The sequence below is a fragment of the Sphingopyxis sp. 550B genome (genome assembly GCF_057401805.1).
The window spans coordinates 4,121,930-4,136,429 of sequence record NZ_CM171610.1 but is presented as its reverse complement, the minus strand read 5'-3'; the positions used below and the strand labels follow the sequence as shown (position 1 = coordinate 4,136,429).

The 14,500-nt window shown below is 67.2% G+C and carries 12 protein-coding genes; 7 read left to right on the top strand and 5 right to left on the bottom strand.

The features are described from left to right. Window positions 1–98: 98 nt before the first annotated feature. The 6 genes from sucC to AC2S9W_RS19205 all read left to right on the top strand — a co-directional run bounded on the left by sucC (window position 99) and on the right by AC2S9W_RS19205 (window position 6,917). Window positions 99–1,307, top strand: a complete 1,209-nt coding sequence (gene sucC, locus AC2S9W_RS19230) for an ADP-forming succinate--CoA ligase subunit beta (protein WP_212598619.1) — start codon at window positions 99–101, stop codon at window positions 1,305–1,307. Window positions 1,308–1,533: 226 nt separating this feature from the next. Next, window positions 1,534–2,283, top strand: a complete 750-nt coding sequence (locus tag AC2S9W_RS19225) for an electron transfer flavoprotein subunit beta/FixA family protein (RefSeq protein WP_067108486.1) — start codon at window positions 1,534–1,536, stop codon at window positions 2,281–2,283. A 28-nt stretch (window positions 2,284–2,311) separates the two neighbouring features. Then, a complete protein-coding gene (locus AC2S9W_RS19220; RefSeq protein ID WP_076076590.1) occupies window positions 2,312–3,241 on the top strand; it encodes an electron transfer flavoprotein subunit alpha/FixB family protein in 930 nt (309 codons plus the stop codon). A gap of 72 nt (window positions 3,242–3,313) precedes the next feature. Beyond that, window positions 3,314–4,096 (top strand): enoyl-CoA hydratase, encoded by a 783-nt coding sequence (locus AC2S9W_RS19215; RefSeq protein WP_067108519.1) that lies wholly within the window; start codon window positions 3,314–3,316, stop codon window positions 4,094–4,096. Between the two features lie 52 nt (window positions 4,097–4,148). Beyond that, a complete protein-coding gene (locus tag AC2S9W_RS19210; protein ID WP_486571429.1) occupies window positions 4,149–5,480 on the top strand; it encodes a phosphotransferase family protein in 1,332 nt (443 codons plus the stop codon). A gap of 141 nt (window positions 5,481–5,621) precedes the next feature. Continuing rightward, window positions 5,622–6,917 carry an acyl-CoA dehydrogenase family protein gene (locus AC2S9W_RS19205; protein WP_486571428.1) on the top strand — a complete coding sequence of 432 codons (1,296 nt, stop codon included), beginning with the start codon at window positions 5,622–5,624 and terminating at the stop codon, window positions 6,915–6,917. 103 nt (window positions 6,918–7,020) lie between these two features. Here AC2S9W_RS19205 and AC2S9W_RS19200 read toward each other — a convergent pair whose 3' ends face one another. Together AC2S9W_RS19200 and AC2S9W_RS19195 are read right to left on the bottom strand one after the other, a co-directional pair. Next, window positions 7,021–7,332: an alkylphosphonate utilization protein gene (locus AC2S9W_RS19200; RefSeq protein WP_076076584.1), complete on the bottom strand. Its 312-nt coding sequence runs from the start codon at window positions 7,330–7,332 to the stop codon at window positions 7,021–7,023. Window positions 7,333–8,043: 711 nt separating this feature from the next. Further along, window positions 8,044–8,793, bottom strand: a complete 750-nt coding sequence (locus tag AC2S9W_RS19195; protein ID WP_104959824.1) for a class I SAM-dependent methyltransferase — start codon at window positions 8,791–8,793, stop codon at window positions 8,044–8,046. A 307-nt stretch (window positions 8,794–9,100) separates the two neighbouring features. Here AC2S9W_RS19195 and AC2S9W_RS19190 point away from each other — a divergent pair, with 307 nt between their 5' ends. Then, window positions 9,101–10,849, top strand: a complete 1,749-nt coding sequence (locus tag AC2S9W_RS19190) for an N-acyl-D-amino-acid deacylase family protein (protein WP_486571427.1) — start codon at window positions 9,101–9,103, stop codon at window positions 10,847–10,849. Window positions 10,850–10,854: 5 nt separating this feature from the next. On the opposite strand, the gene AC2S9W_RS19185 is transcribed toward AC2S9W_RS19190, so the two are convergent. From AC2S9W_RS19185 to nhaA, 3 genes are all read right to left on the bottom strand, one after another. Continuing rightward, window positions 10,855–11,982, bottom strand: a complete 1,128-nt coding sequence (locus tag AC2S9W_RS19185; protein WP_076076581.1) for an aminotransferase class V-fold PLP-dependent enzyme — start codon at window positions 11,980–11,982, stop codon at window positions 10,855–10,857. Further along, window positions 11,979–12,746: a tryptophan 2,3-dioxygenase family protein gene (locus tag AC2S9W_RS19180; protein ID WP_067108501.1), complete on the bottom strand. Its 768-nt coding sequence runs from the start codon at window positions 12,744–12,746 to the stop codon at window positions 11,979–11,981. Before AC2S9W_RS19180 ends, AC2S9W_RS19185 begins: the two co-directional genes overlap by 4 nt. A 274-nt stretch (window positions 12,747–13,020) precedes the next feature. Then, the gene (gene nhaA / locus AC2S9W_RS19175) at window positions 13,021–14,298 is read right to left on the bottom strand and encodes a Na+/H+ antiporter NhaA (RefSeq protein ID WP_486571426.1); all 1,278 of its coding nucleotides are present in this window, start codon (window positions 14,296–14,298) and stop codon (window positions 13,021–13,023) included. Window positions 14,299–14,500: the final 202 nt, after the last annotated feature.

The window sequence follows — 14,500 nt, the reverse complement described above, 5'->3', positions numbered from 1 at the left end:
GAATTTCTGGACGTGGCAGGGGTAGCCTTGCCGCGCAACTTGTGCTTATGCGGCCGCGATCATCTCCTCTTCCAGAGTCGAAAGGGCCGGCAGATCCCATGAACATCCACGAATATCAGGCAAAAGAACTGCTCGCGAAATTTGGTGTCGCGGTTCCCGCGGGCATCCCCGCGATGAGCGTCGAAGAAGCCGTCGCGGCGGCGAAGCAGCTTCCGGGGCCGCTCTATGTCGTGAAGGCACAGATTCATGCCGGCGGCCGCGGCAAGGGCAAGTTCAAGGAACTCGGCCCCGACGCGAAGGGCGGCGTCCGCCTCGCCAAGACGATCGAAGAGGTCGAGGCGCATGCCAGGGACATGCTCGGCAACACGCTCGTCACCGTCCAGACGGGCGAGGCGGGCAAGCAGGTCAACCGCCTCTACATCACCGACGGTGTCGATATCGGCAAGGAATTCTACCTCGCGCTGCTCGTCGACCGCGCGACCAGCCGCATCGCGGTCGTTGCCTCGACCGAGGGCGGCATGGACATCGAGGAGGTCGCCCATTCGACCCCCGAAAAGATCCACACCATCACCATCGACCCCGCCACCGGGCTGATGCCGCACCATGGCCGCGCGGTCGCCAAGGCGCTGAACCTGACCGGCGACCTCGCCAAGCAGGCGGCGAAGATTCTCGAAGGCCTCTATGCCGCTTTCCTCGGCACCGACGCCTCGCAGATCGAGATCAACCCGCTCGCCATCTGCCCGACGGCGGACGGCGACAAGCTCTATGTCCTCGATGCCAAGGTCGGCTTCGATTCGAACGCGATGTTCCGTCACAAGGACCTCGCCGAACTGCGCGACCTGACCGAAGAGGACCCGGCGGAGGTCGAGGCGAGCGAATATGACCTCGCCTACATCAAGCTCGACGGCAACATCGGCTGCATGGTCAACGGCGCCGGGCTCGCGATGGCGACGATGGACATCATCAAGCTCAACGGCGCTTTCCCGGCCAACTTCCTCGACGTCGGCGGCGGCGCCAGCAAGGAAAAGGTGACCGCGGCGTTCAAGATCATCCTCAAGGACCCGGCGGTGCAGGGCATCCTCGTCAACATCTTCGGCGGCATCATGAAGTGCGACATCATCGCCGATGGCATCGTCGCTGCGGCGAAGGAAGTGAATCTTTCCGTTCCCCTCGTCGTCCGCCTCGAAGGTACGAACGTCGAGAAGGGCAAGGAAATCCTTGCGACCAGCGGCCTGCCGATCGTTCCCGCGAACGACCTGGGCGACGCGGCGAAGAAGATCGTCGCCGAGGTCGCCAAGGCGGCGTGAGACGATTCTGCCCTCTCCCCTTCAGGGGAGAGGATATGAAGGCTTGGCAGCTTGCTGCCTGGCCGGAGTTGGAGAGGGGCAGGCCGCGTCCCCCTCTCCAAGCTCTTCGGAGCAAGCTGCACTATCCTCTCCCCTGAAGGGGAGAGGGCTAGGGACTGCAAGATTGACGTTTACGTAAACGCCAATTATGGCGCGGTGCACAATTTTTGAGAGGAGCTGGAAAGCGATGAAGATCCTCGTCCCCGTGAAGCGGGTGCTCGATTACAACGTGAAGCCGCGGGTGAAGGCCGACGGCACGGGCGTTGACCTTGCGAATGTGAAGATGTCGATGAACCCGTTCGACGAGATCGGGGTCGAGGAAGCGATCCGCCTCAAGGAAAAGGGCGTCGCGACCGAGATCATCGCCGTCAGCGTCGGCCCGGCGAAGGCGCAGGAAACGCTGCGCACCGCGCTCGCGATGGGCGCCGACCGCGCGATCCTGGTGCAGACCGACGACGAGGTCGAACCGCTCGCGCTCGCCAAGATTTTCAAGGCGATCGCCGATGCCGAACAGCCGGGTCTCGTGATCCTCGGCAAGCAGGCGATCGACGGCGACAACAACCAGACCGGCCAGATGCTCGCCGCGCTCACCGGCTGGGCGCAGGGCACCTTTGCCAGCGCGGTCAACGTCGAGGGCGATCATGTCAGCGTGACGCGCGAGGTCGACGGCGGTCTCGAGACGGTGAAGCTTAAGCTTCCGGCAATCGTCACCACCGACCTTCGTCTGAACGAGCCGCGCTATGCGTCGCTGCCCAACATCATGAAGGCGAAGTCGAAGCCGCTCGATACCAAGTCGCCCGCCGATTACGGCGTCGACACGGCCCCGCGCGTCAAGACGGTCAAGGTCTCCGAACCGCCCGTCCGCTCGGCCGGCGTCAAGGTCGCCGACGTCGACGAACTGGTCGCCAAGCTCAAGGCCATGGGCGTCCACAGCTAACACCCACGGATCAGAAGGAACGCAAGAGATGAAAACTCTGGTTTGGGTCGAACATGACGGTTCGTCGGTCAAGGACGCCACGCTCGCGGCCGTGACCGCCGCTTCGAAGCTCGGCGAAGTCCACCTGCTCGTCGCGGGCGAAGGCGTCGATGGCGTTGCCAAGGCGGCGGCCGAAATCGCGGGCGTGCAGAAGGTGCATGTCGCCGACAACGCCGCCTTCGCGCACAACCTGCCCGAAAATGTCGCGCCGCTCGTCGCCGAGTTGATGGCGAACCACGACGCGTTCGTCGTCCCCGCGACGACCACCGGCAAGAATATCGCGCCGCGCGTCGCCGCGCTGCTCGACGTGATGCAGATTTCGGAAGTGCTGTCGGTCGAAGGGCCGAAGACCTTCACCCGTCCGATCTACGCCGGCAACGCCATCGCGACCGTCGAATCGTCGGATGCGAAGCTGGTCGTCACCGTCCGCGGCACCGCCTTCGAAAAGGCCGCCGCGACCGGCGGTTCGGGCACGGTGGAAGCCGTCTCGGCGGGCGGCGACGCCGGCCTGTCGAGCTTCGTCGGCGCCGAGATCGCCAAGCAGGATCGCCCCGAGCTCACCTCGGCGAAGATCATCGTCTCGGGCGGCCGCGCGCTGGGGTCGAGCGAGAAATATCAGGAAGTGATCGTCCCGCTCGCCGACAAGCTCGGCGCCGCGCTCGGCGCCAGCCGCGCCGCGGTCGATGCGGGCTATGTCCCCAACGACTATCAGGTCGGCCAGACCGGCAAGATCGTCGCGCCCGAAGTCTATTTCGCGATCGGCATCTCGGGCGCGATCCAGCACCTCGCCGGCATGAAGGATTCGAAGACCATCGTCGCGATCAACAAGGACGAGGACGCCCCGATCTTCCAGGTCGCCGACCTCGGCCTCGTCGCCGACCTTTTCAACGCCGTGCCCGAACTCACCGGCAAGATCTGAATTCAGATCGCATGGCATGAACGGAAAAAGGGCGGCCCGCAAACGGCCGCCCTTTCTTTTTGGGAGAAGATGATGTCCCTCGTCCTCGTCACCCGCGACGATGCCGTCGCCACCGTCACCCTCAACCGGCCCGAGGCGATGAATGCGCTGTCGCGCGCGCTGCGGGCCGAGTTCGCCGCCGCGATGCGCGGGCTTGCCGCCGATGACGGGATTCGCGCGATCGTGCTGACCGGTGCGGGCGAGCGGGCGTTCACCGCGGGGCTCGACCTCAAGGAACTGGGCGCCGACACCGGCAACCTCGGCGCCGCCAACGCGGAGGGCGCCGACGAAAATCCCGTGAAGGCGATCGAACTGTGCCCGCAGCCGGTGATCGGCGCGATCAACGGGGTCGCGATCACCGGCGGGTTCGAGGTGGCGCTCGCCTGCGACATGTTGATCGCCTCGACCAACGCGCGCTTCGCCGACACCCACGCGCGGGTCGGGGTGATGCCGGGCTGGGGCCTGTCGCAGAAGCTGTCGCGCCTGATCGGCCTCGGCCGCGCCAAGGAATTGTCGCTTACCGGTAATTTCCTGGGGGCGGAGGCGGCGCGCGACTGGGGTCTGGTGAACCGCGTCGTCGCGCCCGCGGACCTGCTGCCCGCCGCGCAGGCGCTCGCACGCGACATCGCGAGCGCCGACCCCGCGATGGTGCGCGCCTACAGGGCGCTGATCGACGACGGCTATGCGCTGCCCTACGGCGAGGCGCTGGCGCTCGAACATGCGCGCTCGTCGGCGGCGAACCGCACGGTCAGCGCCGACGCGGTCGAGGCGCGGCGTCTGGCGGTGATGAAGCGCGGGCGCGAACGCGCCGGGTGACCGCGGGCGATTCGCGCTTGCCCACCGCAATAATCCTTAGCAAGGTTAAGTAATGACCGATCTCGTGCAACCGCTTTCCGCCTTCATGACGCGCATCGCCGGCCCCGGCGAGCTTTCGGGCCTGTCGCGCCTGTCGGGCGGCGCCAACATGGAAAGCTGGGCGTTCGACTGGGCGGGGCGCGCCTATGTCCTGCGCCGCGCGCCCTCGGCCGAATATATGGAAGGGCGCCCCTACAGCCACGCGGTCGAGGCGGCACTGGTCCGGGCGGCGCACGCGGGCGGAGTGAAGGCGCCCGAGGTGGTCGGGGTGCTGGCGGACGCCGACGGCATGGGCACCGGCTATGTCATGCGCCGGGTGGTCGCGGAGGTCAGCCCGGCGAAGATATTGGCCGACCCGCCGCCGTCGCTCGTCGCCGATCTCGGGCGCGAACTTGCGCTGATCCACGCGCTGCCGCGCGCGGCGATCCCCGACGGCATAAAGGTGATGGACACCGCCGAGGCGCTTGCCGAGCTCAAGGCGCGCTTCCTCGCCTATGGCGGCGACCGGCCGGTGATCGCGCTCGCCGTCCGCTGGTGCGAGGCGCATCTGCCCGCGCCCGCCGCTCCTTTGCTGGTCCACGGCGATTATCGCATGGGCAATGTGATGGTCGACGCGGACGGGCTGGCCGCGGTGCTCGATTGGGAACTCGCCCATCTCGGCGACCCGCACGAGGATCTGGCGTTCGGCTGCATGACGGTGTGGCGCTTCGGCCGACTCGACCGGCCGGCTTTCGGGGTCGGCAGTCTCGAGGATTATTTCGCGGCCTATGAGGCGGCGGGCGGGCGCCAGGTCGACCGCGAGAGATTCCGCTTCTGGCTGGTCTACCGCACGCTCTGGTGGGCGCTCGGCTGCCTGCAGATGGGGCAGGCGTGGCGCAGCGGCGCCGACACCACGGTCGAGCGCGTCGTCGTCGGGCGCCGCACCGCCGAACAGGAACTCGACCTGCTGCTGCTGCTCGGCGACGAGGCGCCCGCGGCCGAGCAGTCGCGTCCGCTGCCGCCGTCGTCCGCCCCGCCGGCGCCCCCGGTCGGCGAGCCGACGACGCGCGAGATGGTGCAGGCGGTGCGCGACTGGCTGGGCGAGGCGATCAAGCCCGGCGCCGAGGGGCACGGCAAGTTTCAGGTGGTGGTCGCGATGAACGCGCTCGGCATCGTGATGCGCGACCTCGAAGCCGGGGTTCGCGCCGAGGATCGCGCGCTGGCGGAGGCCTTGCTGTCCGGGGCGACGACGCTCGCCGAACCCGGCCTGCTCGCCCGGCTGCGCCGCGCCGTGCTCGACAAATGCGCCGTCGACAGCCCGAAATATGCCGCGCTCGCGCAGGCGCGGGAGCAGTGGGACGGCTAGGGGATCCGCATACTCCTCTCCGTTCGTGCTGAGCTTGTCGAAGCACCGTTCTTTCCTTCAAGATCGATAGAAAGAACAGCCCTTCGACAAGCTCAGCACGAACGGAGCGGGTGACGGGTCAGAATTGAAAGGGAGAGGATGATGGATTTCGCGATTGCACCCGACCTGCAGGCCTATCTGGACGAACTCGACGCGTTCATCGAAGCCGAGATCAAGCCGCTGGAGGAGGCGGACGACAATATCCGCTTCTTCGACCACCGGCGCGAGCACAGCCGCACCGACTGGGACAATCAGGGCCTGCCGCGGCATGAATGGGAGGCGCTGCTGAAGCAGGCGACGCGGCGCGCCGACGCGGCGGGGCACTGGCGCTTCTCGGCGCCCAGCCAATATGGCGGCAAGGACGGGTCGAACCTGTGGATGGCGGTGATCCGCGAGCATTTCGCGGCGAAGGGACTCGGCCTCCACAACGATCTGCAGAACGAGCATAGCATCGTGGGCAACTTCCCCTTCGTCGCGATGTTCGAACAGTTCGGGACCAGCGACGAACAGAAGCAGGAATTCATCCTCGGCGGCTTCGAGGGCAAGCGCCGTGCCGCCTTCGGCCTGACCGAGCCCGACCATGGCAGCGACGCGACGCATATGGAAACGCGCGCGGTGCGCGAGACGCGCGACGGCGTCGACGGCTGGCTGATCAACGGCGAGAAGATGTGGACGACGGGGATGCACGTCGCGACCCACTGCGCGACCTTCTGCCGTACCAGCGGCGAGGACGGCAGCGCGAAGGGCATCACCTGCCTGCTCGTCCCCAACCCGTCGCCGGGCCTCGTCATCGAGGAATATCTGTGGACCTTCAACATGCCGACCGACCATCCGCGCGTCAGTTTCACCGACGTGTGGGTGCCCGACAGCGCGCGGCTCGGCCCGGAGGGCGGCGGGCTCGCCATCGCGCAGAGCTTCGTCCACCAGAACCGCATCCGCCAGGCGGCCTCGTCGCTGGGTGCGGCGGTCTACTGCATCGAGGAAAGCGTGCGCTACGCGCGCGAGCGCAAGCCGTTCGGCGAGGCGCTGGCGAAGAATCAGGCGATCCAGTTCCCGCTGGTCGAACTGGCGACGCAGGCGGAGATGCTGCGCCTGCTGATCCGCAAGACGGCGTGGGAGATGGACAACATGCCGCACAAGGAGATCGAGCGCCGGCTGTCCGACAAGGTCAGCATGTGCAACTATTGGGCGAACCGGCTCGTCTGCCAGGCCGCCGACCGCGCGATGCAGGTGCACGGCGGCATCGGCTATTCGCGGCACAAGCCCTTCGAGCACATCTATCGCCACCACCGCCGCTACCGCATCACCGAGGGTGCGGAGGAAATCCAGATGCGCAAGGTCGCGGCCTATCTGTTCGGCTTCATGGGGCCGCGCAAGGAGACGCTGGGGAAGATTTGAGGATCATATAAAGACCGTGTGTCCCCGCGAAGGCGGGGACCCATCTCCGGTCCATGCTGATGGACCCCCGCCTTCGCGGGGGAACACGAAAAAGTGAAGGGCGTCAGCGCTTCCGCACGAATTCGGCGCGCAGCACCAGTCCCTTGATCCCCTCGTGCCGGCAGTCGATCTCCTGCGCGTCGCCGGTCAGGCGGATCGACTTGATGACCGTGCCGACTTTCAGCGTCTGGCCCGCGCCCTTCACCGTCAGGTCCTTGACCAGCACCACCGAATCGCCGTCGTTCAGCAGGTTGCCGACCGCGTCGCGCACCTCGGGGCCTGCGGCGGCGGCTTCGGCCCGCGCGCGCGCTTCGTTCGCGGGCAGCCATTCGCCGCTCGCCTCGTCATAGACATAGTCATCATCGTCGCTGGTCATGGCGCCACCTTAGCGTTTCCTCCGGGCTTGCGGAAGCGCAGCGCGAACTGATCCGGTCTTGCTGCGGATCATGGGGGGGGGGTGAAGACGTTCACGGTATGCGGATCGCTGGGGTTGATACCAACCTTCGTTCCCAGACTTCGCAAAGGAGCGCAGCGAAGCACGGCACCGAATCCTTGTTGCCGGTTGCTTTGTTCAACTTCGATTTCAGCGTCGGAAGAGGCGATCCCAAAACGAAACTTCTCGATCGAAAGCTGGAATTTTGAACAGTTTTATCTTCTGCACGGTCGATCGAACTGAAAGGGGGCCGCTAACGGATGGAGCCAGCCGCGGCCTCCCATCATATTTCATAACGACTGGGAACACGCCATCGTTCTCGATGCTTTGGGCACACTGGTCGTGAGCTGCGCGATACCCGGCTTCGAAGCCCTTGCGTCCGACTTCCCAGATTAGCGCGTCGAGCGTGTCTCGAAGACTATAACCTCGGTTGAGGGTTGGCCGCCCTACAAATCGTCGCAAATCGGATATCGACTTGTTCAGGGACGAAGAAGCACCTCTCGCGAAATCATCCATTCGCCTGATTCTCCCGAATATTGCTAACCGCCACCCGGTGCGTTCCTTCACCGGTCGCACGTGACCACAATCAATCCGAGGCCATGATAACCCCTAGGTCTATCTGAAATGCTAATGGCGCGCGTAGTCGCGCTTCGGCTATACTGGCTTTTTGAACCTTAGCATGAACTGGTCGGTCTTGCCGCGAATAGAGGGATCGAAGACGTTCGCGGTGCGTGGATCGTCGGGGCGCTTGTAAAGATCGCTCTCCGCTTCGAGTTGAAACCCCGCCTTAGTAAGCGCGGCGACGACCGCCGCCTTGTCGATGCGATGCAGGCTGTCGGACAGCGTCGTGCCGCTGCCGTCGGCCGCGCTGTGGTCGATGACGACGAGCGTCCCGCCGGGTTTCAGCGCCGCGAACAGCGCCGCGCTCGCCTTGTCGCCGATGCCTTCGGGGAAGGGCTTGAGGTAAAGGTCGTGGAAATTCTGCACGGTGACGATCGTGTCGAGCGGTACTGGAAAGGCGGGCGCCGCGAATGGCCCTGCGATCGCATCGACATTGGCATAAGCGGCATCGATCGCGGCCTGATCGTCGCCATATTGCTTCTTGAAGGCGATGAACTCGGCGGGCTGGAAGGCATAGACCTTGCCCTCCGGCCCGACCGCGCCCGCGAGGATGCGGGTCAGATAGCCGCCGCCCATCACGAAGTCGCCGACCGTCTGCCCCGGTTTCACGCCCGCGAAAGCGAGCAGTTCGGTGGGCTTGCGCGCGGCGTCGCGCTCGCGGTCGGCGGCGGGGCGCGCGGGATCGGCGAGGGCGGCCTTGTAATCGGGGGAGGGCGCCTGTTTCGCGGCGACGGGCGGAACGGCGACGGCGAGCAGGAGGCCGAGGGTTAGCGGGCGGATCATGGCATCGACTCCCTTTGGTTTGACGCGGCATCATAGCGCCTCGCGATGGTGTTCGCGCGCATATTCGCGCGGAAGGGGGGTTTCCTACATTATCCCGCAGTGTCAGAATCTATGCCATGCTCATCGCCTGCTTCATCATCGCTTCGCTCCGCGCGCAATGGCGGCCGCTCCTTTAAAGCGACAAAGGAGACAAAAAGGATGCGTCCATCCGTATCTTTTGTCGCCTTAAGGTTCTCGGCCAAAGCGCTTGGCATATCGGCAATCCATGATAGGTTTTGTCCTGAAACGAAAAATCGGGAGAGCGGACATGCATGATCTGGTGATTCGCGGCGGCACGGTCGTCGATGGTTCGGGCGCGCAGCCCTTTATCGCCGATGTCGCGATCGACGGCGACCGCATCGTCGCGGTCGGCGCCGACGTCGGCGCGGGTCGCGAAGAGATCGACGCGCGCGGCCGGATCGTCACCCCCGGCTTCGTCGACGTCCACACCCATTATGACGGGCAGGCGACGTGGGACCGGGAAATGGCCCCGTCGAGCTGGCACGGCGTCACCACCGTCGTCATGGGCAATTGCGGCGTCGGCTTCGCCCCCGCGCGTCCCGATCGCCACGACTGGCTGATCGGCCTGATGGAGGGGGTCGAGGATATTCCCGGCACCGCGCTGGCCGAGGGGATGTCGTGGGATTGGGAGACCTTCCCCGAATATATGGACGCGCTCGAAAAGCTGCCGCGCACGATCGACGTCGCCTGCCACGTCCCGCACGGCGCGGTGCGCGCCTATGTGCTCGGCGACCGGGAAAAGCCGGGCGCGGTGCCGACCGCCGAGGACATCGCGGAGATGTCGCATATCGTCGAGGAAGGCGTGCGCGCGGGCGCGCTCGGCTTTTCGACCAGCCGCACGGTGATCCACAAGTCGGTCGATGGAGAGGTCGTCCCCGGCACCACCGCGACGGCGGAGGAACTGATCGAGATCGGCCGCGCGATGGGGCGCGTCGGCTACGGCGTGTTCGAGATGGCGAGCGACCTCAACCGCGAATGGAACGAGTTCGACTGGATGGGCAAGCTCAGCCGCGAAACCGGCCTGCCCGTGACCTTCGCCGCGCTCCAGTCGATCGCCAAGGAACTGCCGCTCGACGAGCAGATCGAAACGATGCGCGCCGAAAATGCGAAGGGCGCGAATATCGTCGCGCAGATCGCGCTGCGCGGCAACGGCATCATCATGGCGTGGCGCGGCACCGTGCATCCCTTCCGCTTCCGCCCGTCGTGGCGCGCGATCGAGGCGCTGTCGTGGGACGAGCAGAAGGCGAAGCTGCTCGACCCGGCCTTCCGGGCGCGGCTGCTGGCGGAGGAGAATGATTTCAGCGAGGTGCCCAAGGACATCATGGGGCTGCTGATGGTCGTCGCCGGCGGCTGGACGATGCAGTTCGAGATGGATGAGGATTTCGACTATGAGCCGGGGCCGGAGGCCAGCATCGCGGCGCGCGCCGCTGCGGCGGGGGTCGATCCCGCGGCCTATGCCTACGACCTGCTATGCCGCGACGACGGGGCCGGCTTCGCCTATCTGCCGATTCTCAACTATGCCGACGGCAATCTCGATTTCCTCGAAGCGTTGCAGGACGCCGACGACACGGTGAACAGCCTGTCCGACGGCGGCGCGCATTGCGGCACGATCTGCGACGCTGCGTCGCCGACCTTCATGCTCCAGCATTGGGTGCGCGACCGCAAGCGCGGCGGGCACATCCCGCTCGAACGCGCGATCAAGCGTCAGTGCCGCGATACCGCGCTGCTCTACGGGCTGGAGGATCGCGGCCTGATCGCCCCCGGCTATCTCGCCGACATCAACGTCGTCGACATGGAGCGGATTCGGCTCGGCAAGCCCTGGCTCGCCTTCGACCTGCCCGCGGGCGGCAAGCGCCTGCTGCAAAAGGCGGACGGCTATGACGCGACGATCAAGTCGGGGGTGGTGACCTTCCGCGGCGGCGAGGGGCAGGGCGCCTATCCCGGCACCGTCATCCGCGGCCCGCAGCGCGTCGAACTGGCGATGGCGGCCGAATAGGCTTCTCAGGCCAGCGCCGCCACCGCTGTCTCCACGTCCGCCGCGCCATTATAGGCGTGGAAGGACAGCCGTAGCACGGTACCGCGAAAATCGGCGTGCAGGCCGTGCCGGTCCAGCAGCGCCGCGACGCGCGGCCGGTCGGCGCCGGTGTCGATGCACAGCGTCCCGCCGATCGCGCCCTCGGGCCAGCGCCATTGCGGCGTCGCGGCCTCCAGCGCGTCGCGCAGCATCGCCTGCAGCGCGCGGTTGTGCGCCGCAATCCGGTCCACGCCGATCGCCGCGATCTCCGCGATCCCGGCGGTGGACAGGACAAAAGGTGCGACGTCGGGGGTGCCGCCCCACCAGCGGCGCGCGTCGGGGGCGTAGCGGAAATCGCCGATCGCCATCTCAAAGGGATCGGCATGGCTCCACCAGCCGCGCTCGCTGGGGCAGAGTGCGGTGCGGTCGTGCGGAGCGACCCATAACCAGCCGCCGCCGGGGCCGCCGCACAGCCATTTGACGCTGGTGCCCAGCACCGCGTCGACGCCCCATGCGGCGGGGGTGACGGGCACGACGCCGACCGATTGCGCGCAATCGGCGATGCAGCGCGCGCCCGCGGCGTGCGCCGCCGCCGCGACCGCCGCAATGTCGGTCAGCGCGCCGCTGTTCGAACTGACGTGCATCGGGACCGCCAGCGCGACATCGTCGTCGAGCGCCGCGATCCAGTTCGCGGCGTCGCGCACGTCGGCCTCGTCGGGCAGGTAGCGCACCGTCCACCCCGCCGCCGCCAGCCCGCCGGCGACATAGCCGATGGTCGGAAAGGCGCTCGGCGCGAGCAGGATCGTCCGCCGCCCGGTCGCGGTGTCCAGCGCCGAAAGATAGCGCGACAGGCCGGCGCTGACGTTGGCCGCGGGGCATAGGTCGCGGGCCTCGACGCCGATCAGGCCCGCCAGCGCGGCGCGCCAGGCGTCGATCGCGGCCAGCCAGTCGGGCCACGCCTCGCCGGTGTCGCGCCACGGCGCCAGCATCCGGTCGCGCAGCAGCCCCTCGGCGGCGCGCGGCTGGCAGCCGACGCTGTGGCTCTTGAGGTAGACGGCGCCGGGGGGCAGGTGGAAGCGGTCCGCGACCGCTTCCGAAAGCGGCGTGCCGGTCACAGCCCGCTGCCGTGGCCCGCCGCCGACGCGCCGCTGATGCTCGCCCGCTTCACGCCATATTCGGCGCCCCAGCGGTCGGTCATCTCGCAGCGAACGTCCCACAGCTCGGGAAAGAAGCGGTGCCGCATGCCCGCGTTGAGCAGCTCGACGGGGCGTCCCTTCAGCGATTTCGACCCCATGCCGATCGACCGGTGGATCAGCTGGATATGGTGCGCGCGGAACAGCTGGAACAGCTCGTCGAACTCGACCATCGCCTCGGCGACCATATAGGCGTCGTCGTGCCGATAGCCGGTGTCATAGACGTCCGCGACGCTGCGCCCGGCCGCGTCGAGATAGACCGCCTTGTAGCGCGCCCACAACGGCTGCGGCAGCGTCAGCAGCAACTGGAAGCCGGGACTTTCCTGTCCCGATCCGTTGCCGAGCAGCAGCCGGATCGCCTGATAGTCGAACGGACTCATCGTCTCGAGCAGCGCAAGCTGGTCGGTCATCAGCCGCATGATGCGGTGGACGCGGCCGAACAGCGTCAGGACGCGCATCGTCTCGCGCGCCGCCATGTGCCCGTCGATCTCGGCGAGCGTGAAGGCCATCAGCTTCATCCACAGCTCCTCGACCTGATGGACGATCTGGAACTGCAATTCGTCGGGCGTGGACAGGTCGGCGAGCCGCTTCTGGCACTGGAGCAGGCGGTCGACCGACAGGTAGACGCCGTAATCCTTCATCTCGGGCGTCTCGATACGGTTGTGGACTTCGATCTTGTCGAGCATGGGGCATCCCCTTGCGAAAATGGCACGAATGGACGGGGCGCGGGTCCGCGCCGGTCGCTCAGCCGCGCGGAGTGACGCCCGCAGGGGGGTGGCGCGGCGATCCGGACTGGCCGAGCCAGAGCGGCATGCCGGCGCGGCGCCTCCGGCCGGCGGAAGCGCGCGCTACGTGCGCGCGGGATTCGCCGCCCCGCCGTGCGGAGCCGCGATCGCCAGCCGGGATGCCTGATAGCGTCACGCCCCGATCGATAGCATGGCGCGCCGCGCCGTCGCCAGCCTAATTCGTCGCCGCGTCCGACGTGTCGCGGACATCGCCGTCGGCGTCGATCTCGGCGCGCGCTTCGCGCTCGATCGCGTCGTGCCGCGGGTGCAGCGGCGCGATACGCAGCACGACGAAGCCCGCGAGTGCCGCGGCCAGCGATCCCATCAGGATTCCGATCTTCGCCTCCTCGACCAGCAGCGGATCGCCGGGAAAGGCGAGGCCGCCGATGAACAGGCTCATCGTGAAGCCGATGCCGCACAGCAGCGCGACGCCATAGACCTGCCACCAGGTCGCGCCGCGCAGCGGCCCCGCGATGCCGAGCTTCACCGACAGCCAGACGCTGCCGAAGATGCCGACCTGCTTGCCCAGGAACAGCCCCGCCGCGATGCCGAGCGGCAGCGGCGAGAATATCTGCGCGGCGGTCAGCCCGCCGATGTCGACCCCCGCATTGGCGAAGCCGAACAGCGGAACGATCGCGAACGCGACCCACGGATGCAGCGCATGCTCGAGCCGGTGGAGCGGCGAGGTCGCGCTGTCGGGCGCATCGGGGGTGCGCTCGAAGGGGATGGCGGTCGCGGCGAGCACCCCGGCGATCGTCGCATGCACCCCCGACAGCAGCATCGCGTACCAGAGCAGGCCGAACAGCGGGACATAGACCGAAAGGCGCCGGACGCCCGCGCGGTTGCACGCGGCCATGACCGCGAGCACCGCCGCCGCCGCGCCCAGCGCCGCGAGGTCGATCTGCGCGGTGTAGAAGAGCGCGATGATCGCCACCGCACCCATGTCGTCGACGATCGCGACGGTGACGAGGAACAGCTTGAGCGAAGTCGGCGCGCGGCGTCCGAGCAGCGCCAGCACGCCGATCGCAAAGGCGATGTCGGTAGCCGCCGGGATCGCCCAGCCCCGCGCGAGCCCGGGGGTGCCGGCCGCGACCAGTGAATAGAGCAGCGCCGGCACCGCCATCCCCGCCGCCGCGGCGATCATCGGCAGGCGCCGCCGGTCCCAGCTGGCGAGCCGCCCGTCGACGAACTCGCGCTTGATCTCCAGCCCGACGAGCAGAAAGAAGACCGCCATCAGCCCGTCGTTGATCCACAGATGCACCGTCATCGGGCCGAGTGCGTCGGCCAGCACCGGCCCGGTCACGGCATGGACCGCATGGTGGTAAGCCGGACCGAAGGACGAGTTGGCGACCAGCATCGCCAGCGCCGCCGCGACGATCAGCAGCATCCCGCCTGCGCTCTCGCTCGCCAGAAAGGCGCGCAGGACGGAACGGGGCGTCGAGTGAGGCGGCATGCGGGGAATATCCTGTCGGGTCGGCGTTGGCGGGAGGGTGGCCATCCCTATGCCCGCTCGGTGTGCGCGGATCAAATCGAAGCCAACGCCGCCGCTCTTCTCCCGCTTGCGGGAAGGGAGGGCAGGCGTCGTGGATTTAAGCCTGCGAGCTATGCTGACCGCATTCGGTAGTGACTCGGTCCGGATTTGGAAGGAGCAATTT